General features: G+C 73.3%; 20 protein-coding genes and 1 riboswitch. Of the genes, 16 read left to right on the top strand and 4 right to left on the bottom strand.

Annotated features, from left to right (window positions below; translation table 11 throughout):
• Positions 1-5 precede the first annotated feature (5 nt).
• The 14 genes from ADL08_RS13315 to ADL08_RS37605 all read left to right on the top strand — a co-directional run bounded on the left by ADL08_RS13315 (position 6) and on the right by ADL08_RS37605 (position 14,619).
• Complete coding sequence (locus ADL08_RS13315; RefSeq protein WP_053642452.1) at positions 6-890, top strand: glycosyltransferase family 2 protein; 885 nt, start codon at positions 6-8, stop codon at positions 888-890.
• A 50-nt stretch (positions 891-940) separates the two neighbouring features.
• On the top strand, positions 941-1,870 hold the full coding sequence (locus ADL08_RS13310) for an ABC transporter permease (RefSeq protein WP_053642450.1): 930 nt from the start codon (positions 941-943) through the stop codon (positions 1,868-1,870).
• Positions 1,863-2,648: an ABC transporter ATP-binding protein gene (locus ADL08_RS13305; RefSeq protein ID WP_053642448.1), complete on the top strand. Its 786-nt coding sequence runs from the start codon at positions 1,863-1,865 to the stop codon at positions 2,646-2,648. The genes ADL08_RS13310 and ADL08_RS13305 overlap by 8 nt, the downstream gene beginning before the upstream one ends.
• A gap of 120 nt (positions 2,649-2,768) precedes the next feature.
• Positions 2,769-3,425 carry a TetR/AcrR family transcriptional regulator gene (locus ADL08_RS13300; RefSeq protein WP_053642446.1) on the top strand — a complete coding sequence of 219 codons (657 nt, stop codon included), beginning with the start codon at positions 2,769-2,771 and terminating at the stop codon, positions 3,423-3,425.
• A 313-nt stretch (positions 3,426-3,738) separates the two neighbouring features.
• Positions 3,739-4,650 carry a squalene synthase HpnC gene (hpnC, locus tag ADL08_RS13295; RefSeq protein ID WP_053642444.1) on the top strand — a complete coding sequence of 304 codons (912 nt, stop codon included), beginning with the start codon at positions 3,739-3,741 and terminating at the stop codon, positions 4,648-4,650.
• On the top strand, positions 4,647-5,597 hold the full coding sequence (gene hpnD, locus ADL08_RS13290; protein ID WP_053642442.1) for a presqualene diphosphate synthase HpnD: 951 nt from the start codon (positions 4,647-4,649) through the stop codon (positions 5,595-5,597). Before hpnC ends, hpnD begins: the two co-directional genes overlap by 4 nt.
• Before the next feature lie 319 nt (positions 5,598-5,916).
• Positions 5,917-7,317 carry a hydroxysqualene dehydroxylase HpnE gene (hpnE, locus tag ADL08_RS13280; RefSeq protein ID WP_053642439.1) on the top strand — a complete coding sequence of 467 codons (1,401 nt, stop codon included), beginning with the start codon at positions 5,917-5,919 and terminating at the stop codon, positions 7,315-7,317.
• Positions 7,314-8,414 carry a polyprenyl synthetase family protein gene (locus ADL08_RS13275; protein WP_078968136.1) on the top strand — a complete coding sequence of 367 codons (1,101 nt, stop codon included), beginning with the start codon at positions 7,314-7,316 and terminating at the stop codon, positions 8,412-8,414. The genes hpnE and ADL08_RS13275 overlap by 4 nt, the downstream gene beginning before the upstream one ends.
• Positions 8,415-8,522: 108 nt before the next feature.
• Positions 8,523-10,526 (top strand): squalene--hopene cyclase, encoded by a 2,004-nt coding sequence (gene shc, locus ADL08_RS13270; protein ID WP_053642435.1) that lies wholly within the window; start codon positions 8,523-8,525, stop codon positions 10,524-10,526.
• Positions 10,526-11,200, top strand: a complete 675-nt coding sequence (locus ADL08_RS13265; protein ID WP_053642433.1) for a 1-hydroxy-2-methyl-2-butenyl 4-diphosphate reductase — start codon at positions 10,526-10,528, stop codon at positions 11,198-11,200. Before shc ends, ADL08_RS13265 begins: the two co-directional genes overlap by 1 nt.
• 7 nt (positions 11,201-11,207) lie before the next feature.
• Positions 11,208-12,230, top strand: a complete 1,023-nt coding sequence (hpnH, locus tag ADL08_RS13260) for an adenosyl-hopene transferase HpnH (protein WP_053642431.1) — start codon at positions 11,208-11,210, stop codon at positions 12,228-12,230.
• A gap of 7 nt (positions 12,231-12,237) precedes the next feature.
• Positions 12,238-13,626: an aspartate aminotransferase family protein gene (locus tag ADL08_RS13255; protein ID WP_053642429.1), complete on the top strand. Its 1,389-nt coding sequence runs from the start codon at positions 12,238-12,240 to the stop codon at positions 13,624-13,626.
• Positions 13,627-13,793: 167 nt separating this feature from the next.
• The gene (locus ADL08_RS13250; protein WP_053642427.1) at positions 13,794-14,423 is read left to right on the top strand and encodes a helix-turn-helix domain-containing protein; all 630 of its coding nucleotides are present in this window, start codon (positions 13,794-13,796) and stop codon (positions 14,421-14,423) included.
• A gap of 46 nt (positions 14,424-14,469) precedes the next feature.
• Positions 14,470-14,619: a DUF6126 family protein gene (locus tag ADL08_RS37605; protein WP_163013793.1), complete on the top strand. Its 150-nt coding sequence runs from the start codon at positions 14,470-14,472 to the stop codon at positions 14,617-14,619.
• Between the two features lie 13 nt (positions 14,620-14,632).
• Here ADL08_RS37605 and ADL08_RS13245 read toward each other — a convergent pair whose 3' ends face one another.
• On the bottom strand, positions 14,633-15,454 hold the full coding sequence (locus ADL08_RS13245; RefSeq protein WP_053642425.1) for a tyrosine-protein phosphatase: 822 nt from the start codon (positions 15,452-15,454) through the stop codon (positions 14,633-14,635).
• 389 nt (positions 15,455-15,843) lie between these two features.
• A riboswitch (cyclic di-AMP (ydaO/yuaA leader) is annotated at positions 15,844-16,003 on the top strand.
• 4 nt (positions 16,004-16,007) lie between these two features.
• Here ADL08_RS13245 and ADL08_RS13240 point away from each other — a divergent pair.
• Both ADL08_RS13240 and ADL08_RS13235 read left to right on the top strand, forming a co-directional pair.
• Positions 16,008-16,979: a M23 family metallopeptidase gene (locus tag ADL08_RS13240; protein ID WP_053642423.1), complete on the top strand. Its 972-nt coding sequence runs from the start codon at positions 16,008-16,010 to the stop codon at positions 16,977-16,979.
• 160 nt (positions 16,980-17,139) lie between these two features.
• Positions 17,140-17,952 (top strand): SGNH/GDSL hydrolase family protein, encoded by an 813-nt coding sequence (locus ADL08_RS13235; protein WP_053642421.1) that lies wholly within the window; start codon positions 17,140-17,142, stop codon positions 17,950-17,952.
• Here ADL08_RS13235 and ADL08_RS13230 read toward each other — a convergent pair.
• The 3 genes from ADL08_RS13230 to ADL08_RS13220 are packed head-to-tail and all read right to left on the bottom strand — an operon-like array spanning position 17,939 to position 21,000.
• Positions 17,939-18,799 carry an STM4011 family radical SAM protein gene (locus tag ADL08_RS13230; RefSeq protein ID WP_053642413.1) on the bottom strand — a complete coding sequence of 287 codons (861 nt, stop codon included), beginning with the start codon at positions 18,797-18,799 and terminating at the stop codon, positions 17,939-17,941. The two genes, ADL08_RS13235 and ADL08_RS13230, sit on opposite strands and share 14 nt — an antisense overlap.
• A gap of 9 nt (positions 18,800-18,808) precedes the next feature.
• Positions 18,809-20,182 (bottom strand): STM4012 family radical SAM protein, encoded by a 1,374-nt coding sequence (locus ADL08_RS13225; RefSeq protein WP_234352117.1) that lies wholly within the window; start codon positions 20,180-20,182, stop codon positions 18,809-18,811.
• Positions 20,179-21,000 (bottom strand): STM4013/SEN3800 family hydrolase, encoded by an 822-nt coding sequence (locus tag ADL08_RS13220; protein ID WP_053642546.1) that lies wholly within the window; start codon positions 20,998-21,000, stop codon positions 20,179-20,181. Before ADL08_RS13220 ends, ADL08_RS13225 begins: the two co-directional genes overlap by 4 nt.
• Positions 21,001-21,006 lie beyond the last annotated feature (6 nt).

The raw sequence follows: 21,006 nt of genomic DNA, 5'->3' as shown, positions 1-21,006 counted from the left end.
CGGCCGTGAGTACGCCGCTCAAGGTGGGCGCCGTCGTCATCACGATGGGCAACCGCCCCGACGACCTGCGCGCGCTGCTCGACTCGGTCGCCGCGCAGGAGGGCGACCCGGTCGAGGTCGTCGTCGTCGGCCAGGGCACCCCGGTCACCGGGGTGCCCGACGGGGTCCGCACCGTCGACCTGCCCGAGAACGTCGGCATCCCCGCCGGCCGGAACGTCGGCATCGAGGCCTTCGGCCCCGGCGGCACCGACGTCGACGTCCTGCTCTTCCTCGACGACGACGGCCTGCTCGCCCACACCGACACAGCCGAGCTGGTCCGCCAGGCCTTCACCGCCGACCCGCGCCTCGGCATCATCAGCTTCCGCATCGCCGACCCGGAGACCGGCGCCACCCAGCGCCGGCACGTGCCGCGGCTGCGCGCCGCCGACCCGATGCGCTCCTCGCGGGTGACCACCTTCCTCGGCGGCGCCAACGCCGTCCGCACCAAGGTCTTCGCCGAAGTCGGCGGCCTGCCGGACGAGTTCTTCTACGCGCACGAGGAGACCGACCTCGCCTGGCGCGCGCTCGACGCCGAATGGATGATCGACTACCGTTCGGACATGGTGCTGCTGCACCCCACGACAGCACCCTCCCGGCACGCCTCCTACCACTTCAACGTGGCTCGCAACCGGGTGTGGCTGGCCCGTCGCAATCTGCCCGCACCCCTGGTGCCGGTCTACCTCGGCGTCTGGCTGCTGCTCACCCTGGCCCGGCGGCCCTCGCTCCCCGCGCTGAAGGCGTGGTGCGGCGGATTCCGGGCGGGCTGGACCACCCCCTGCGGACCGCGCCGCCCCATGAGGTGGCGTACGGTGTGGCGGCTGACCCGGCTGGGTCGCCCCCCGGTCGTCTGACATCGTGGTACCCGACGTGCCGCGCATCTTGAACACGAAAGTTTCGACTTGTGAGTGACACACACCAGGGCGGGGCGGTCGCGACGAGCGCGCCCCCGTCCGTCGACGAGGGCCTGGCTCCGGCCGACCTGGCCGCGAAGTACGGCCTCTCGGTCAGCGGCGCCCGGCCCGGGCTGTTCGAGTACGTCCGGGAGCTGTGGAGCCGCCGCCACTTCATCCTGGCCTTCTCCTCCGCCAAGCTGACCGCCCAGTACAGCCAGGCGAAGCTGGGCCAGGTGTGGCAGGTGGCGACCCCCCTCCTGAACGCCCTGGTCTACTACCTGATCTTCGGGCTGATCCTGGGCGCCGGAAAGGGACTGTCCGAGGACGTCTACATCCCGTTCCTGGTCACCGGCATCTTCGTGTTCACCTTCACCCAGAGCTCGGTGATGGCCGGCGTCCGGGCGATCTCGGGCAACCTGGGCCTCGTCCGGGCCCTGCACTTCCCGCGCGCCACGCTCCCGATCTCCTTCTCCCTCCAGCAGCTCCAGCAGCTGCTGTACTCGATGATCGTGCTCGTGGCGATCGCGATCGCCTTCGGCAGCTACCCCTCGCTCCGCTGGCTGCTGCTGCTCCCGGCGCTGTTCCTGCAGTTCGTCTTCAACGTCGGCCTGGCCATGATCATGGCCAGGATGGGCTCCAAGACGCCCGACCTCGCCCAGCTCATGCCGTTCGTCATGCGCACCTGGATGTACGCCTCCGGCGTGATGTTCTCGATCCCCGCGATGCTCTCCGACAAGCCCGCCTGGATCGCCGACGTCCTCATGTACAACCCGGCGGCCGTCTACATGGACCTGATCCGCTTCTCCCTCATCGAGGGCTACGGCGCGGAGAACCTGCCGTCCCACGTCTGGATGACCGCCCTCGGCTGGGCCCTGGTCTTCGGCATCGGCGGCTTCGTCTACTTCTGGAAGGCCGAGGAGAGGTACGGCCGTGGCTGACACGAACCGGTCCAACGTTCCCACCGTCATCTGCGACGAGGTCCACATCGTCTACCGGGTCAACGCCGGCGGCGGGGGCAAGGGCAGCGCCACGGCGGCGCTCAGCCGGATCGTCGGCCGCGGCAAGGCCGAGGTCACCCGGGGCGTCCGCAAGGTCCACGCGGTCCGCGGCGTCACCTTCACCGCCTACCGGGGCGAGGCCATCGGCCTCATCGGCTCCAACGGCTCCGGCAAGTCCACGCTGCTGCGCGCCATCGCCGGCCTGCTCCCCACCGAGAGCGGCAAGGTCTACACCGACGGCCAGCCCTCGCTCCTCGGCGTCAACGCGGCCCTGATGAACGACCTCACCGGCGAGCGCAACGTGATCCTCGGCGGCCTCGCCATGGGCATGAGCCGCGAGGAGGTCCGCTCCCGCTACGAGGGCATCGTCGACTTCTCCGGGATCAACGAGAAGGGCGACTTCATCAGCCTGCCCATGCGCACGTACTCCTCCGGCATGGGCGCCCGGCTCCGCTTCGCCATCGCGGCCGCCAAGAACCACGACGTCCTCCTCATCGACGAGGCCCTCGCCACCGGCGACCGCAAGTTCCAGATCCGCTCCGAGGAGCGCATCCGCGAGCTGCGCAAGGAGGCCGGCACGGTCTTCCTGGTCAGCCACAGCAACAAGTCCATCCGGGACACCTGCGACCGGGTGCTCTGGCTGGAGAAGGGCCAGCTCCTCATGGACGGCCCCACGGACGAGGTCCTCAAGGCGTACGAGCGGGAGACCGCCCGCTGAGCGCCCCCGTCAGAGGTCCCGCCCCCGTCGCAGCTCCTGCGGCGGGGGCGGTCTCCGTTTCCGCCGGGCTCCGCGCCCGCCCGGAATGTTCATGCGGTCAACATCGGGCAGGATGAGCCCATGGCAGCGATCTCGGGGGGAAAGACCTACCACCACGGCGATCTGCGGAACGCGCTGATCTGCGCGGCCGTCGGCCTCGCCACCGAGGGCGGCCCCGAACGGGTCGTGCTGCGCGAGGCGGCCCGCCGGGTCGGCGTCTCGCCCACCGCCGCCTACCGCCACTTCGACGGCCGGGGCGAACTCCTCCGCACGGTCAGGGTCCACGCCCAGCGGATGCTCGCCGACTCCATGGAGCGCGCCGCCGCCCGCGAGCCCGGCGCCGACGACCCCGTCCTCGCGGCCGAGCGCCGGCTCTCCGCCCTCTGCCGGGGGTACGTCGGCTTCGCCGTGGAGCAGCCGGGGCTCTACCGGGCCGCGTTCTGCCTGCCCCGCCCGGCCGGGACGGCCGTCCCGGCGCCGGAGCGGCAGCCGCACGAGCCCGAGGTCCGCGCCTTCACCCTGCTCGGCGAGGCCCTCGACGCCCTCGACGCCCTCGCCCGGAGCGGCGCGCCGCGGCGGACCGTCCGGCCCGCCGCCGGTGTCGCGGCATGGTCGGCCGTGCACGGACTGTCACTTCTGCTGCTCGAAGGGCCTCTTCGCCGCCTTCCCGCGCAGCGCAGGAACGCCGTCGTCGAGTCCACCCTCGCCATGGTCGTCACCGGGACACGCGCTCCCTGAATTTCCGTCCGCTCCGAACTCCCTTGATCCACAAGCGCGTTGATGTCTCGCGCGGACGAAGTTCCTGGTGCGCGCCACCCCGGAATGGCGACGGTCGTCGTACAACGTAAGCTGGACCGGTCTGTTTCGCGGCAAGTAGGGCGATACCCCACGGCCATCGGGCCTCAGAGCGGCGGCCCTACGGGCAGGGGTCGGCGGCGTGTCCGAAATAGGATGGATTGGGTCAGCAGTGTAGAACGGGAGACGTGACGGCCATGACGCAGAATCTCCAGCTCCACGAGGGTGTCGCCGTCCCTCCGCCGGGCAGCGACCGGTGACGGACCCCCGGCAGGCGCGCCCCGGCGCCACCTCGCGTGCCACACTCGGCAAGGCGGCGGACGAGAACTTCCCCGTCGCCCCCTTCTTCCTGCCCCGCGCCTGGCGCGACGACCTCATGGCCGTCTACGGCTACGCCCGGCTCGTCGACGACATCGGCGACGGCGACCTCGCCCCCGGCGGCGCCGACGCCCGCCACCTCGGCGTCGCCCCCGGGGAGGCCGACGACCGGCTCGTCCTCCTCGACGCCTTCGAGGCCGACCTCCACCGCGTCTTCGGCTCCACCCCGCGCCACCCCCTGCTGCGCGCCCTCCGGCCGACCGTCGAGCGGTGCGGACTCACCCCCGAGCCCTTCCTCGACCTGATCGCCGCCAACCGCCAGGACCAGCTGGTCGGCCGCTACGAGACGTACGACGACCTCCTCGCGTACTGCGCGCTCTCCGCCAACCCCGTCGGGCGCCTCGTCCTCGGCATCACCGGCACCGAGACCCCCGAGCGGATCCGGCTCTCCGACGGGATCTGCACCGCCCTCCAGATCGTCGAGCACCTCCAGGACGTCGCCGAGGACCTCGGCCGCGACCGGATCTACCTGCCCGCCGAGGACCTCAAGCGGTTCCACGTCACCGAGGACGACCTCGCCCGGCCCACCGCCGGAGCCTCCGTCCGCGCCCTGATCGCCTTCGAGGCCGAGCGGGCCCGGGCGCTGCTCCACGCGGGCACCCCCCTCGTCGGCAGCGTCCACGGCCGCCTCCGCCTCCTCCTCGCCGGATTCACCGCCGGAGGACTCGCGGCCCTCGACGCGATCACCGACGCGGGATTCGACGTACTGACCGGCCCGCCCGGGCCCACCAAGCCGAGCCTGATGCGCCGGGCGGGAGCGGTCCTGCTCCGGGCGCGGAGAGAGGGGTGACCGTGACCGTGGAGGGACAGCACCAGCCGTCCGCGCCGGTACAGGCCGCCTACAGCTACTGCGAGGCGGTCACCGGGCAGCAGGCCCGCAACTTCGCCTACGGCATCCGGCTGCTGCCGGCCGAGAAGCGCCAGGCGATGTCCGCCCTGTACGCCCTCTCGCGGCGCGTCGACGACATCGGCGACGGCACGCTCGCGCCCGGGGCCAAGCGGGAGCGCCTGGAGGCCACCCGGGACCTGCTCGACCGGATCCGCTCCGACGAGGTCGGCGAGGACGACACCGACCCGGTCGCCGTCGCCCTCGCCGACTCCGCCCGGCGCTTCCCGATCCCGCTCGACGGCCTCGACGAACTCATCGACGGCGTCCTCATGGACGTCCACGGCGCCACCTACGAGACCTGGGACGACCTCAAGGTCTACTGCCGCTGCGTCGCCGGCGCCATCGGCCGCCTCTCCCTCGGCGTCTTCGGCACCCAGCCGGGCGCCCACGGCGCCGACCGCGCCCCCGAGTACGCCGACACCCTGGGGCTCGCGCTCCAACTCACCAACATCCTCAGGGACGTGCGCGAGGACGCGGAGAACGGGCGCACCTACCTGCCCGCCGACGACCTCGCCAAGTTCGGCTGCGGGGACGGCTTCGGCGGGCCCCTGCCCGAGGGCTCCGACTTCGCCGGGCTCGTCCACTTCGAAGTGCGGCGCGCCCGCGCCCTGTTCGCCGAGGGCTACCGGCTCCTGCCCATGCTCGACCGGCGCAGCGGCGCCTGCGTCGCCGCCATGGCCGGCATCTACCGGCGCCTGCTCGACCGGATCGAGCGCGACCCGGAGGCGGTCCTGCGCGGCCGCGTCTCGCTGCCGGGCCGCGAGAAGGCGTACGTCGCGGTCCGCGGCCTCTCCGGCCTCGACACCCGCCACATCGCCCGGCGCGACGTCAGGAGGCGCACCCGATGACCCCGTACGCGCCGACCCTTCCGGCCGCGCCCGGTACGGCGACCCACGGACCCGGCACCGTCCTCCGGGCGGCCACCGGGACCGCGGCCCCCGCCCGCGCGGCGGTTCACGGGTCCGGCGCCGGCTCCCGTACGGCCGTAGCCCCCGCCCGTGCGGCGGCCCACGGGTCCGGCACCCGTCCCCGTACGGCCGCCGCCCCCGCCGCAACCCCCGGCGCCGTTCCGGCGTCCCTGACCACGGCCGTCGTGCACGGCCCGTGTCCGAAACCGCCGGAACCGTCCGCGACGGGACCGGGCACGACCGACCGATCGGAGGCCGCGTGACCCAGGACGCAACCGGGCGGGACGCCCGGCGGCCGCACGCCGTCGTCGTCGGCGGCGGGCTCGCCGGGACCACCGCCGCGCTCCGGCTCGCCGACGCGGGCCTCCGCGTCACCCTCCTCGAAGGCCGGCCCCGGCTCGGCGGCCTCGCCTTCTCCTTCCGCCGCGGCGAGCTGACCGTCGACAACGGCCAGCACGTCTACCTGCGCTGCTGCACCGCCTACCGCTGGTTCCTCGACCGGATCGACGGCGCCCACCTCGCCCCCGTCCAGGACCGCCTCGACGTGCCCGTCCTCGACGTCGGCCACCGCCGCGGCCCCCGGCTCGGCCGGATCCGCCGCGACGACCTGCCCGTCCCGTTCCACCTCGCCCGGAGCCTGGCGACCTACCCCCACCTCAGCGCCGTCGAGCGCGTGGGCGTCGGCCGGGCCGCGCTCGCCCTGAGCCGGCTCGACCCCGCCGACCCGGCCCTCGACGGCATCGACTTCGCCACCTGGCTCGGCCGCCACGGACAGTCCCCGCGCGCGGTGGAGGCCCTGTGGGACCTCGTCGGCGTCGCCACCCTCAACGCCACCGCCCCGCACGCCTCCATGGGCCTGGCCGCCATGGTCTTCAAGACCGGCCTCCTCTCCGAGCCCGGCGCCGCCGACATCGGCTGGGCCCGCGTCCCGCTCGGCGACCTCCACGACACCCTGGCCGGAAAGGCCCTCGCCGCCGCCGGGGTGCGCACCGCACTGCGCGCCAGGGCCGAGCGGATCTCCCGCACCGACGACGGCCGCTGGGCCGTGGAGGTGCCCGGCGAGACGCTCGACGCCGACGCCGTCGTCCTCGCCGTACCGCAGCACGAGACCCACGCCCTGCTGCCCGAGGGCGCCCTCGACGACCCCGACCGGCTCCTCGACATCGGCACCGCCCCCATCCTCAACCTGCACGTCGTCTACGACCGCAAGGTGCTGAAGCGGCCCTTCTTCACCGCCCTCGGCTCCCCGGTGCAGTGGGTCTTCGACCGCACCGACGCCTCCGGCCTCAAGGGCGGCGGCCAGTACCTCGCCGTCTCCCAGTCCGCCGCCCAGGACGACATCGACGAACCCGTCGCCGTCCTGCGCGAGCGCTACCTCCCGGAGCTGGAGCGGCTGCTGCCCGCCGCCCGCGGCGCCGGGGTGCGCGACTTCTTCGTCACCAGGGAGCGGACGGCGACGTTCGACCCCGCCCCGGGCACCGGCCGGCTCCGCCCCGGCGCCCGCACCCGGGCACCGGGCCTCCACCTGGCCGGAGCCTGGACCGCCACCGGCTGGCCCGCGACCATGGAGGGGGCCGTCCGCAGTGGTTTCAGCGCCGCGGGCGCGGCGCTCTCCGCCCTCGGCCGCCGCCATGACCATCCGCTGCAGGAGGCGGTATGAGTGTGAGTACCGGAACAAGAGGAGAGACCGTGCCGACAGCGCCGCCGGGACACCCGGCCGTCGACACCGCGGACGTGTCCGCACTGCTGGAGCGGGGACGGACCCTGTCCACCCCCGTACTGCGGGCGGCCGTCGACCGCCTCGCGCCGCCCATGGACACCGTGGCCGCCTACCACTTCGGCTGGATCGACGCCCAGGGCAACCCTGCCGACGGCGACGGCGGCAAGGCCGTCCGCCCCGCGCTCGCCCTGCTGTCGGCCGAGGCCGCGGGCGCCGCGCCCGAGGTCGGGATCCCCGGCGCCGTCGCCGTGGAGCTCGTCCACAACTTCTCGCTGCTCCACGACGACCTGATGGACGGCGACGAGCAGCGCCGCCACCGCGACACCGTGTGGAAGGTGCACGGCCCCGCGCAGGCCATCCTCGTCGGCGACGCCCTCTTCGCCCTCGCCAACGAACTGCTCCTCGAACTCGGCACCGTCGAGGCCGGGCGGGCCACCCGCCGGCTCACCACGGCCACCCGCAAGCTCATCGACGGGCAGGCCCAGGACATCTCCTACGAGCACCGCGAGCGGGTCACCGTCGAGGAGTGCCTGGAGATGGAGGGCAACAAGACCGGCGCCCTCCTCGCCTGCGCCGTCTCCATCGGCGCCGTCCTCGGCGGGGCCGACGACCGGACCGCCGACAAGCTGGAGGAGTACGGCTACCACCTCGGCCTCGCCTTCCAGGCCGTCGACGACCTGCTCGGCATCTGGGGCGACCCGGAGTCCACCGGCAAGCAGACCTGGAGCGACCTGCGCCAGCGCAAGAAGTCCCTGCCCGTCGTCGCCGCCCTCGCCGCCGGCGGCCCGGCCTCCGAGCGGCTCGGCGAGCTGCTCGCCGCGGACGCCAAGTCCAGCGAGTTCGCCTCCTTCTCCGAGGAGGAGTTCGCCTTCCGGGCCGCCCTGATCGAGGAGGCCGGAGGCCGGGAGTGGACCTCCCAGGAGGCCCGCCGCCAGCACGCCGTCGCGATCGCGGCCCTGGACGAGGTGGACATGCCCGCCCGCGTGCGGGCGCAGCTCACCGCCCTGGCCGACTTCGTGGTCGTACGGAAGAGATGATCACCATCACCCTGATATGAGTTCGCGGTCGCCGGCCGGTGCCACCCGGCGCCGGCCGACGGCAGACCCGCAGGAGCAGAAGGAAACAGACTGCGCGAAGGGGAAGCCATGACAGCGACGACCGACGGAAACGCCGGGGCCGTGAGCCCCCGGACGGCCGTGGCCGGCAAGACGACCGACACCGCTCTCCCGGAGGGGGCCGACGCCTCCCCGGGAAGACTCGACGAGACCGCCGCGCGGGCCGCGGCACGCGCCGCCGAGCACCTGCTCGCCCGCCAGGATCCGGCGGGCTGGTGGAAGGGCGACCTGGAGACCAACGTCACCATGGACGCCGAGGACCTCCTCCTCCGCCAGTTCCTGGGCATCCTCGACCCCGACACCACCCGGGCCGCGGCCCTCCACGTCCGCCGCGAACAGCGCGAGGACGGCGCCTGGGCCACCTTCTACGGCGGACCCGGCGAGGTCTCCGCCACCGTCGAGGCCTATGTGGCCCTGCGCCTCGCCGGGGACCCGCCCGAGGCCCCGCACATGGCCCGCGCCGCCGCCTGGGTCCGCGCCCGCGGCGGCATCGCGGCCGCCCGGGTCTTCACCCGGATCTGGCTCGCCCTCTTCGGCTGGTGGCGCTGGGAGGACCTGCCCGAGCTGCCCCCGGAGCTGCTCTTCCTGCCCAAGTGGTTCCCGCTCAACATCTACGACTTCGGCTGCTGGGCCCGCCAGACGATCGTGCCGCTCACCGTGGTCTCCGCCAAGCGCCCGGTCCGCCCCGCGCCCTTCCCCCTGGACGAGCTGCACACCGACCCGGCCCGCCCGAACCCGCCCCGTCCGCTCGCCCCGGTGACCGGCTGGGACGGGATCTTCCAGCGGCTCGACAAGGCACTGCACCTCTACCACCGGGTGGCCCCGCGCCCGGTGCGCAAGGTGGCCATGGACCTGGCCGCGCGCTGGATCGTCGAGCGCCAGGAGAACGACGGCTGCTGGGGCGGCATCCAGCCCCCCGCCGTCTACTCGATCATCGCCCTGCACCTCCTCGGCTACGACCTCGGCCACCCCGTCATGCGGGCCGGCCTGGAGTCCCTCGACCGCTTCGCCGTCCGGCGCGAGGACGGCTCCCGGATGGTCGAGGCCTGCCAGTCCCCCGTCTGGGACACCTGCCTCGCCACCATCGCCCTCGCCGACGCCGGGCTCCCGCCCGACCACCCGGCCCTGGTCAAGGCCGTCGACTGGATGCTGGACGAGGAGATCACCCGGACCGGCGACTGGACGGTGCGCCGGCCCGGACTCCCGCCGGGCGGCTGGGCGTTCGAGTTCCACAACGACAACTACCCCGACATCGACGACACCGCCGAGGTCCTGCTCGCCCTGCGCCGGGTCCGGCACCCCGACCCCGCCCGGGTCGAGGGGGCCGTCGCCCGGGGCGCGCGCTGGACCCTCGGCATGCAGTCCCGCAACGGCGCCTGGGCGGCCTTCGACGCCGACAACACCAGCGTCTTCCCCAACAAGCTGCCCTTCTGCGACTTCGGCGAGGTCGTCGACCCGCCCTCCGCCGACGTCACCGCCCACGTGGTGGAGATGCTGGCCTACGAGGGCCTGGCCCAGGACCCCCGCACCCAGCGGGGGATCGAGTGGCTGCTCGCCGAACAGGAGCCGCACGGCGCCTGGTTCGGCCGCTGGGGCGTCAACCACGTGTACGGGACGGGCTCGGTGCTCCCCGCCCTCGCCGCCGCCGGGATCCCCGCCTCCCACCCGGCGGTCCGCCGGGCCGTCGGCTGGCTCGGCTCCGTGCAGAACGAGGACGGCGGCTGGGGCGAGGACCTCCGCTCGTACGACGACGAGCAGTGGGTCGGGCGCGGCGCCTCCACCGCCTCCCAGACCGCGTGGGCGCTGATCGCGCTGCTCGCCGCGGGCGAGCGGGAGACCGAGCCGGTCCGGCGGGGCGTCGCCTGGCTCGCCGCGACCCAGCTCCCGGACGGCTCGTGGGACGAGCCGTACTTCACCGGCACCGGCTTCCCCTGGGACTTCTCGATCAACTACCACCTCTACCGCCAGGTCTTCCCCCTCACGGCGCTCGGCCGCTACGCGTACGGGGAGCCGTCGCCCCGCAAGGAGGGCTGATGGGCCGCGCGCCGGGCCCCGGCGCCACCGCCCCGCCGCTGCTCATCGCCTGCGCGCTCGGCATCGAGCAGCTCGCCCTGCGCAGCGGCGACCGGGGCGGCGCCCCCGGCCCGGTCACCGTGCTGCGGACGGGCATGGGGCCCGAGCGGGCCCGGGAGGCGGTCTCCCGGGCGCTGGGGGAGCGGCACCGGTGGGACGCGGCCGTGATCGCCTCCGGGTTCTGCGCGGGGCTCGCCCCGGGCATGCACCCCGGGGACCTGGTCGTCGCCGACGAGACCCGGGGGCCCGACGGCACGACCGCGTGCACCGGTACGGACCTCCTGGTGAAGGCCCTGGTCAGGGCGGTGCCGGGCCGGTCCGTGCACACCGGCCCGCTGAGCGGCTCCGACCACGTGGTGCGGGGCCCCGAGCGGGCCGCGCTGCGGGGCACCGGCGCGATCGCCGTCGACATGGAGTCCGCCGCGACCCTGCGGACCGCACGGGCCGCCGGAGCCTTCGGGGAGGGGCCGGGCGCGCGTCCGGTTGCGGCCGTCCGGGTGGTCGTGGACGCTCCAGAACATGAGCTGGTCCGTATTGGCACGGTGCGCGGGGGAATATCAGCCTTTCGCGTCCTTCGTGCCGTCCTTCCCGCTTTCTTCGAATGGCACCGTTCTTTGCTGCTCCCCAGGAGGTGAGCGAGTTATGGCCATGCCGCTCCGTCAGTCCATCCGGGTCGGGACCTACCTCTTCGAACAGAAGCTCCGCAAGCGTGACAAGTTCCCGCTGATCGTCGAGCTCGAACCGCTCTTCGCCTGCAACCTCAAGTGCGAGGGCTGCGGGAAGATCCAGCACCCGGCGGGTGTCCTCAAGCAGCGCATGCCGGTCGCCCAGGCGGTCGGCGCGGTCCTGGAGTCCGGCGCCCCCATGGTGTCCATCGCGGGCGGCGAGCCCCTGATGCACCCTCAGATCCACGAGATCGTCCGCCAGTTGGTGGCGAAGAGGAAGTACGTCTTCCTCTGCACCAACGCGATGCTGCTCCGCAAGAAGCTGGAGGACTTCACCCCCTCCCCGTACTTCGCCTTCGCCGTGCACATCGACGGGCTGCGCGAGCGGCACGACGAGTCCGTGGCCAAGGAGGGCGTGTTCGACGAGGCGGTGGCGGCGATCAAGGAGGCCAAGCGGCGCGGCTTCCGGGTCACCACCAACTCGACCTTCTTCAACACCGACACCCCCCAGACCATCATCGAGGTGCTCAACTACCTCAACGACGACCTCCAGGTCGACGAGATGATGATCTCGCCCGCCTACGCCTACGAGAAGGCGCCCGACCAGGAGCACTTCCTGGGCGTCGAGCAGACCCGGGAGCTCTTCAGGAAGGCCTTCGCCGGCGGGAACCGGCGCCGCTGGCGCCTGAACCACTCGCCGCTCTTCCTGGACTTCCTGGAGGGCAAGGCGGACTTCCCCTGCACGGCCTGGGCCATCCCCAACTACTCCCTCTTCGGCTGGCAGCGCCCCTGCTACCTGATGAGCGACGGCTACGTCCCCACGTACCGCGAGCTCGTCGAGGAGACCGACTGGGAGAAGTACGGCCGGGGCAAGGACCCGCGCTGCGCCAACTGCATGGCGCACTGCGGCTACGAGCCCACCGCCGTCCTCGCCACCATGGGCTCCCTCAAGGAGTCCCTGCGCGCGGTCCGGGAGACCGCCTCCGGGAACAGCAGGTGAGCGGCGCGTGACCGGCGGCGGGTTCGACCTGCGAGGGCTGCTCGCCGAGCGCGGCGGCGAGCGGTACGAGCTGCACGCCCGGTACCTCAACCCCCAGCTGCCGCGCATGCTCCACACCCTCGGCTTCGACAAGGTGTACGAGCGGGCCGAGGGCGCCCACTTCTGGGACGCCGACGGGAACGACTACCTGGACATGCTCGCCGGCTTCGGCGTGATGGGCCTCGGACGGCACCACCCCGTCGTCCGCAAGGCCCTCCACGACGTCCTGGACGCCGGCCTCGCCGACCTCACCCGCTTCGACTGCCAGCCGCTGCCCGGCCTCCTCGCCGAGCGGCTGCTCGCCCACAGCCCCCACCTGGACCGGGTCTTCTTCGGCAACAGCGGCACCGAGGCCGTGGAGACCGCCCTCAAGTTCGCCCGGTACGCCACCGGGCGGCCCAGGATCGTCTACTGCGACCACGCCTTCCACGGGCTCACCACCGGCTCCCTCTCCGTCAACGGCGAGCGGGGCTTCCGGGACGGCTTCGCCCCGCTCCTGCCGGACACCGCGATCGCCCTCGGCGACCTCGACGCCCTGGAGCGGGAGCTGCGCAAGGGGGACGTGGCCGGCTTCGTCGTGGAGCCGGTCCAGGGCAAGGGCGTCCACGCGGCCCCGCCCGGCTTCCTGCGCGGGGCCCAGGAGCTGCTGCACCGGCACGGCGCCCTGCTGATCGCGGACGAGGTGCAGACCGGCCTCGGCAGGACCGGCGACTTCTACGCGTACCAGCACGAGGAGGGCGTCGAGCCGGACCTGGTCTGCGTCGCGAAGGCGCTCTCCGGCGGCTACGTGCCGGTCGGCGCCACCCTCGGCAAGGACTGGATCTTCAAGAAGGTCTACTCGTCGATGGACCGGGTCCTGGTCCACTCCGCGAGCTTCGGATCGAACGCGCAGGCCATGGCGGCCGGGCTCGCCGTCCTCTCCGTGATGGAGGACGAGGGCACGGTCGCCCGCGCGCGCCGGATCGGCGACCTGCTCTCCGGCCGCCTGAAGGAGCTGGTGCCCCGGTACGAGCTGCTCCACGAGATCCGCGGGCGCGGTCTGATGATCGGCATCGAGTTCGGCCGGCCGTCCTCGCTCGGCCTGCGCGGCCGCTGGACGATGCTCCAGGCGGCCCGCAAGGGCCTCTTCGCCCAGATGGTCGTCGTCCCGCTGCTCCAGCGGCACAGGATCCTCACCCAGGTCTCCGGGGACCACCTGGAGGTGATCAAGCTGATCCCGCCCCTCGTCGTCGACGAGGCGGACGTGGACCGGTTCGTCACCGCCTTCACGGCGGTCATGGACGAGGCCCACGGCGGGGGCGGGCTGATGTGGGACTTCGGGAAGACCCTGGTCAGGCAGGCGGTCGCGCAGCGCTGACGCGGCGGGGCCCTCGGGCGTACGAGGGCCCTCGGGCGCATGAGGAGCCTCGGGCTTGCGAGGGGCCTCCGGCGCATGAAGAGCATCGGGCGCGCGAGGAGCCCTCCGGGTTTTGCCTCCGAGGCAAGAAACTTGCCTCGGAGGCACGATCCTGGCGGAATGGGGGCATGGACCACGTCCCCGGGGACACCTCCCCGGACCCCGCCCCCTCCGGCGTCCTGCCCGACGTCGCCCCGCGGCTGCGGGCCCTGCGCCGCCGCCGGGGGCTCACCCTGGAGGCCGCCGCCCAGCGGGCCGCCCTCTCGCCGGCCCACCTCTCCCGTCTGGAGACGGGGAACCGGCAGCCCTCGCTGCCGATGCTGCTCGCCCTGTCCCGCACCTACGGTACGACGGTCTCCGAGCTCCTGGGAGAGGCGCCCCCCGAGCGCGACCCCGTCGTCCGGGCCGACCGCTCCGAACCCGTCGAGGCCGACGGCTGGATCTACCGCCAGGCGGGCGGCGCCGGGCGCGCCCTCCAGTGCCTGCGGGTCCACGTGCCGTACGCCACCCGGGCCGACATCGTGCGCGTCCACCCCGGCGAGGAGTGGATCCACGTCCTTGAGGGCCGGGTGCGGCTGGCGCTCGGCGAGGCGGTCCACGTCCTCGACCCCGGGGACGGCGCGCACTTCGACTCGCTCACCCCGCACCGGATCGGCGCCGCCACCCCCGGCGGGGCCGAGCTGCTCTTCGTCCACACCCTGCTGCAGAGCCCCGTCGCCGAGCTGTGCCTCGGCGACGGGGCTCTGCACCGGGGCTGACCGCCGCAACGATTCCCCTGTGATGGTTTTTCAGGAAAGGACCGACATGTCCGAGAAGTCCGCACCCGTCACCGGCGAGGAGCGCGGGGAAGGCAAGTTCCCCAAGGGCCTGGTGCTCCGCCTCTTCGCCTACCTGATCGCCGGTCACCTCTTCGCCGGCTTCCTCTACCTGCTCTTCGCGATGGGCGCCAAGTAGGCTGCCCGGCTGTCTACGCCCCGGTGACCAGACGCTCCCGCAGCCGCTCGCGGGTCTCCGGGGACAGCTTCAGCCCCCCGCTGAAGTAGGCGTCCGCCGAGCCCCAGGTCGTCTCGATCGTCTCGAAGGCGGCCCGCAGGTACTCCGCCCGCGCGTCGAAGAGCGGGCTCAGCAGCTCCATCACCTCGGGCCCCATGGCGTCCGGGGCGGTGGAGCTGCGGCGCACCTTGTAGCGGCGGTGCGGCTCGTTCGACTTCACGTAGTCGGCCTCGATCGCCGTCCGCTCGACCCCGACGGCGAGCAGCGTGATCGCCACGGCGAGCCCGGCCCGGTCCTTGCCCGCCGCGCAGTGCATCAGGGCCGGGACGCTCTCCTCCGCCATGGAGTGCAGGATCCGGCTGTGCTCCGCGGTCCGCTCGATCACCATCCGCCGGTACGAATCGGACATCCGGGCCGCGGCCCTGCCCGCGCCGAGGATCTCCCGCAGCTGCGCGGTCTCGCCGTCGCGCACCAGCTTCCAGAACTCCTTGCCGTCGGCCGGATCGTTCAGGGGTATGTTCACGTTCCGTACGCCGGGCAGCTCGACGTCCGGGCCCTCGATCCGCCGGTCGGCCTCGTTGCGGAAGTCGAAGACCGTGTGCAGCCCGAGGGTGGCGAGGAAGGCGGCGTCGCTCTCGGTCGCGTGGGCGAGGTGGCCGCTGCGGAAGAGACGGCCGGGGCGGACCGCCAGCCCGTCCGTCGTCGGCAGGCCGCCCACGTCCCGGAAGTTGCGGACCTCCGTCAGCTCGGGCTCGGCGGCTTCGATGGGCGGGACCTGCGGCAGCTGCTGCGTCACGGATGCTCCTGGGGAGTCGGCGTTCGGGTGCCCGACGAGAAATCGGTTCCTGGGGCAATCATCCAGACGGGAGGGACGCGGCGCACCCCCTCAGACGGGAATGGGTGATCTGTCCGAATTGGGTCATTGGATATAACACGCCCTGTTTACGGGCGAGATGGGTTCCGGCGCGTGAGCAGCGTCATAGAAGTGACGGATCGTGGCCGGACCTCCGGCGCAATTTCCTTACGGGAAAAGGAAGTCGAAGGACCGTCATCCACGGAGGGTGACCGGAATCCCGGAGGAACGATCTAGGGCGGAATCCCGGGACAAAACAGCGGCTTGTTCGCGCCGACCCCGCTCGTCTAGCGTCACCGTCAATCCGGACGGACCGCCTAATCCTGCCACCGCCCGGAATTCCACCCATCCCATGCGTGGCAGGAGCGGGGGACCCAGGAAGTACGCCGGTCCCGCGATGCAGGACGGCTCGGGGTGAAGCCGCGTGAGAGCGCGGCCGGGCATCTCCAGTCCGAACCCGACAGCTCACCTCGCAGGCGCCGGAGAGGAATTCGCCATGCCCGCGAAGGGTAAGCACCGCCGTCCCAAGAGCAACCCCCTCACCCGCGGATTCGCCGCCGCCGGTACGGGAGGCGCCGTCGTCGCCCTCCCGCTCCTCGGCGCCACGGGGGCCCACGCCGCCGAGCAGACCGCCCCGGCCGCCGCCTCCGTCCAGTCCGCCGTCACCGCGCACGCCGTCGCGGCGAAGGCCGCCCCCGCGAAGGCCGCCGCGCAGACCGGTCCCCGGACCTACTCCGTCGTCTCCGGCGACTACCTGTCGAAGATCGCCGCCGACCACCACCTCGCGGGCGGCTGGCAGAAGGTGTACGAGGACAACCGCCGGACCATCGGCGCGGACCCCTCCCTCATCCTGCCCGGCATGAAGCTCACCATCGGCGCCAAGGGCTCCGCCCCCGCCGGCCCGAAGAGCACCACCGGTGCCCAGGAGGCCGGCAAGAACGGCGACGACGCCCCCCGCGCCTCCCGCGAGAGCCGCCGCGCCGCCGCCCCGGCCGCCGCCGCCCCGAAGGCCGAGGAGAGCTCCACCGGCTCCTCGTCCTCCACCGGCTCCACCGCCTCCTCGTCCGGCTGGGTCGCCCCCGTCACCGGCGGCTTCTCCACCCCGTACCGCGCCTCCGGCTCCATGTGGTCCTCCGGCTACCACACCGGCGTCGACTTCATCGCCTCCTCCGGCACCACCGTCCGCGCCGTCGGCGCCGGCACGGTCGTCTCCGCCGGCTGGAGCGGCTCGTACGGCAACGAGGTCGTCATCCAGCACGCGGACGGCAACTACTCGCAGTACGCCCACCTCTCCTCCCTCTCGGTCTCGGCCGGGCAGAGCGTCAGCGGCGGGCAGCAGATCGGCCTCTCCGGTTCCACCGGCAACTCCACCGGCCCGCACCTGCACTTCGAGATCCGCACCACGCCGAACTACGGCTCGGACGTCGACCCGCTGGCCTACCTGCGCCAGCACGGCGTCTCCGTCTGACGCACCGAAGGGGAGACCCTTTCCGACGGCCCGGCACACCCGTGCCGGGCCGTCGGCCTATTCCGACTTGGGCGAATCTTTATCGGTGGCATATGTCACCCGTCGTCAACCCCTCCTTACGGTCGCGTAGGTCACACGCGAAAGGGAAGGATGTGCCCCCGTGGCAGACGATTCGAGATCAAGAGACAAGAACGCATTCGGGTCGTACGCGGCGATCGGTGACAGCTTCACCGAGGGCGTCGGAGACCCCGGCCCCGACGGGACGTACGTCGGCTGGGCGGACCGCTTCGCGGTCCTGCTCGCCGACCAGCTGCCGGAGCACGACGCCTTCCGCTACGCCAACCTGGCCGTACGCGGGCGCCTCCTCGACCAGATCGTGGCGGAACAGGTCCCCCGGGCGAAGGAACTCGCCCCCGACCTGGTGACCTTCTGCGCGGGCGGCAACGACATCATCCGCCCCGGCACCGATCCGGACGACGTGGCCGAGCGCTTCGAGCGCGCCGTCGCCGACCTGACCTCCGCCGTCGGGACCGTCATGGTCACCACCGGTTTCGACACCCGCGACGTCCCCGTGCTCCGGCACCTGCGCGGCAAGATCGCCACCTACACCGCGCACGTCCGGGCGATCGCGGACCGGCACGGCTGCCCGGTCCTCGACCTCTGGTCCCTGAAGTCCGTGCAGGACCGGCGGGCCTGGGACGGCGACCGGCTGCACCTCTCGCCCGAGGGGCACACCCGGGTCGCCCTGCGCGCCGCCCAGGTCCTCGGCCTGCCGGTGCCCGCCGACCCCGACCAGGTGTGGCCGCCGGTGCCGCCGCGCGGCTCCCTCGAAGTGCGCCGGGACAACATCCAGTGGGCGCGGGAGTACCTCGTGCCCTGGATCGGGCGACGGCTGCGCGGCGAGAGCTCCGGGGACCACGTCGAGGCCAAGCGCCCCGACCTGATGCCCCTCGGCGACCTCATGCCCCTGTAGCGGGCGGCGCGGCGGGGATCCGCTCCAGGACCCCGCCGGCGAACACGTCGTACAGCGGCAGCGTCTCCAGGTGGACGTAGCCGATGTGGCAGTCGCAGACGGCGAGGGGGCAGGCGCGGGGACGCAGGGCGGCGCGGTACGAACCGTCGTACAGGTTCCCCAGTTCGGCCTTGACGAAGTGGCAGCGCCGCACCGTCCCCCCGCCGTCCACCGAGATCACCGACTCGCCGGTGCGGCAGGGCAGCCCCGCCGAGCGGTGCGGATGCCGGCTGTACGGGAAGAGCGGGTCGAGCTCCGTCCACCCGTCGGCCTCCTCGTCGGTGTACGCGTGCCCCTCGGCCGCGTTCACCCACAGGTACACGTGCGGCGGCAGCGCGTCCCGCAGCCGCCGCGCGTGCTCCCGGTGCTCCGGGAGCCCCACCACGCCCACGCTGAACCGCACCCCCCGCTCCGCCAGGTCGTGGCACTTGGCGAGGAAGCGCCCGTACGGCGTCTGCCCCGGGTGGTACGTGCACCAGAGCGCCACGCCCTCCGGGTCCGCCTCCGCCAGCCAGTCGGTCCGGCAGCTCAGATTGGTCTGGATGGCCACCCGCTCGACGTGCGGCAGCCGCGACAGCTCGACGAGCGCCCGCCGGTACCAGGAGCGCACCAGGCCCTCGCCCCACGGCGTGAACAGGATCCGCAGCCGGTCCCCGGTCTGCGCGGCGGCCCACCCGGTGAACCGTTCGAGCGCCGCCCGGTCCGCGCGCAACTGCTCGCGGCTGTCCCGCCGCTTGGCGAAGGGGCAGTACGGACAGTCGTAGTCGCAGGAGGAGAGCGGCCCCCGGTAGAGCAGCGTCAGGTCCACGGCCGCCCCCTACTTCGGCTCGTACGCGGCCATCGCGGCCCGCACCCCGGGGGAGAACAGCTCCGGACCGAGGCCGTCCGAGTGCGCGAGCCCCTCCGGCGAGAGCCTCAGCAGTCCCTCCGGGGCCTCCCCGTCCAGCCAGCCGAGCGCCTCGAACCGGCCCAGCTCGCCGGGGAAGTCCGCGAACGGCGAGGACCCGAACCGCTCCTCGTACCCGGCGACCGGCATCCCCTCCGCCTGGAGCAGCGACTGGAGCAGATGGCGCCGCCGGGCCTCCCCGGCGTCCACCCACCGGCCCACCCGGGCGCGCGAGAAGTCGCCGGTCTCCGTGTAGGCGTCGATGATCGAGCGGATCTCCCGCATGTCGACGGCGTAGTCGAAGGAGTAGTGCAGGGCCGAGGTGTACGAACGGGCCCCGCAGCCCAGCCCGATCATCCCGTCCGTCTGGCACGCGTGGTCGTCCGGACCGAGCGGCGCCGCGTCCCGCCGCCGGAACATCCGCATCGACACCTGCTCGTAGCCGCGGGACAGGAGGTGGTCCCGGCCGTGGCGGTAGAGCCGCAGCCGCCGCCCGTCCCACTCCCGGTCGTCCTCGGGGGGCGTCCGGCCCAGACCGGTCAGCGGCCGGACGTACAGCGGGTACAGGTACAGCTCCTCCGGACGCCAGGCCAGGGCCGCGTCCAGGGAGCGGCGCCAGGACTCCTCGGTCTGCCCGTCGATCCCGTAGATCAGGTCGATGTTGAGCACGGGGACGCCGGTGTCCCGGATCCGGCCGAGCGCCGCCTCGACGTCCGCGCGGCGCTGCGGCCGGACCGCCGCCCTCGCCTCGGCCTCCACGAAGCTCTGCACCCCGATGCTGAGCCGGGTCGCGCCCCGCTCCGCGAGCACCGCGAGCCGGTCGGCGGTCGCGGTCGCGGGCGAGGTCTCCACGGACAGCGGCACCGCCCGCAGGTCCGCCCCCATGCGCTTCTCCGCGATGTCGCAGAGCCGCTCCAGCTCGGCGGCGGTCAGGAAGGTGGGCGTGCCGCCGCCGAACGCGGCCGTGGCGAACCGCACCGGCTCCCCGTCCCCGAGGGCCTCGCGCACGGCGGTCGCCTGCCGGTCGAGGGCGTCCAGGTAGCGGGTGGTCAGCTCGCCGGGGGCGCCGATCCGGGTGAAGAGGTTGCAGAAGCCGCAGCGGACCTCGCAGAACGGCACGTGCGCGTAGAGCGAGAGCGCGTCCTTCGGCTCCCCGGCCCAGAGCGCGGCGAGCTCCGGGGGATCGGTCAGCTCCCGGTACGCCGTCTTGTGCGGATAGGCGTAGACGTAGCTGCGGTACGGGCGGGGGGCGGGGGTGCGGGCGCTCACGCGGTGGCCTCCCGGGGCGTGGTCGGTGGTGCTCACGCGGCGGCCTCCCCGTCGGGTCCCGGCAGGACGAACTGCGCGTACGGCACCGTCCACACGACCTCGTGGCCGAGCCGGTGACCGGTGAAGCCGTCCTCCCCGTACGCGGTGCCGTGGTCGGAGCAGACGATCGCGAAACAGGGGCGCCGGGAGCTCACGGCGGCGAAGAGCCGCCCGATGTGCCGGTCGACGTACTCCAGGGCCGCCGCGTGCGTCTCCCGGGAGTCGCCCGCCCCGCGGGTCGCCCCCGGCAGGTGGAACCAGTTGGGCTGGTGCAGCGCGGAGACGTTGACGAAGAGGAAGAGCCGCTCCTCGTCGGGGAGTCCGGCCACGACCTCCTCGGCGCAAGCGACCTGGGACTCGAACGAGGTCGGGGACGCGACGCCGAAGGAGGGCTCCCAGTGGCTCTCCCGGAAGAGCCCGGGGAGCACGGAGCCGAGCGGCGGCCGCTTGTTGAAGAATCCCACCCCGCCGACGCAGACCGTCCGGTAGCCCTCGCGCGCGAGGCCGGAGACGAAGTCGGGGGTGTCGTGGACCCAGGTGCCGTCGGCCGTCGACTCGCTCCCCGCGAACCGGGCCGCGAACAGCCGGGGATGGGGCCCCTGGGCGGCCGGGGTCGGCAGGAAGCCGGCGAAGATCGCCTGGTGGGAGGCGTAGGTGAAGCTCCCCGGCGCGTGCCGCCGCTCCCAGGCGCCGCCGGGCAGGTGACGGGCCAGGTTCGGGATGCGGCCCTCGGCCGCCAGCTCGGCGGCCACGTCGTACCGGAGCGTGTCGAGGGTGACCAGGAGCAGGTCGTGGCTGCCGACGATCGCGTTCATGTCGGT

Origin of the sequence: Streptomyces sp. NRRL F-6492 (genome assembly GCF_001280125.1) — a bacterium.
GTDB lineage: Bacteria > Actinomycetota > Actinomycetes > Streptomycetales > Streptomycetaceae > Streptomyces.
This window is presented reverse-complemented; position numbering and strand designations above follow the sequence as displayed.

What these genes read in the sequence shown, in the direction of transcription:
- ADL08_RS13300 (WP_053642446.1), top strand. Translation starts at nt 2,769, where the DNA reads ATGGCAGCGATCTCGGGGGGAAAGACCTACCACCACGGCGATCTGCGG.
- ADL08_RS13275 (WP_078968136.1), top strand. Translation starts at nt 7,314, where the DNA reads ATGAGTGTGAGTACCGGAACAAGAGGAGAGACCGTGCCGACAGCGCCG.
- shc (WP_053642435.1), top strand. Translation starts at nt 8,523, where the DNA reads ATGACAGCGACGACCGACGGAAACGCCGGGGCCGTGAGCCCCCGGACG.
- ADL08_RS13265 (WP_053642433.1), top strand. Translation starts at nt 10,526, where the DNA reads ATGGGCCGCGCGCCGGGCCCCGGCGCCACCGCCCCGCCGCTGCTCATC.
- hpnH (WP_053642431.1), top strand. Translation starts at nt 11,208, where the DNA reads ATGGCCATGCCGCTCCGTCAGTCCATCCGGGTCGGGACCTACCTCTTC.
- ADL08_RS13250 (WP_053642427.1), top strand. Translation starts at nt 13,794, where the DNA reads ATGGACCACGTCCCCGGGGACACCTCCCCGGACCCCGCCCCCTCCGGC.
- ADL08_RS37605 (WP_163013793.1), top strand. Translation starts at nt 14,470, where the DNA reads ATGTCCGAGAAGTCCGCACCCGTCACCGGCGAGGAGCGCGGGGAAGGC.
- ADL08_RS13240 (WP_053642423.1), top strand. Translation starts at nt 16,008, where the DNA reads ATGCCCGCGAAGGGTAAGCACCGCCGTCCCAAGAGCAACCCCCTCACC.
- ADL08_RS13220 (WP_053642546.1), bottom strand. Translation starts at nt 21,000, where the DNA reads ATGAACGCGATCGTCGGCAGCCACGACCTGCTCCTGGTCACCCTCGAC.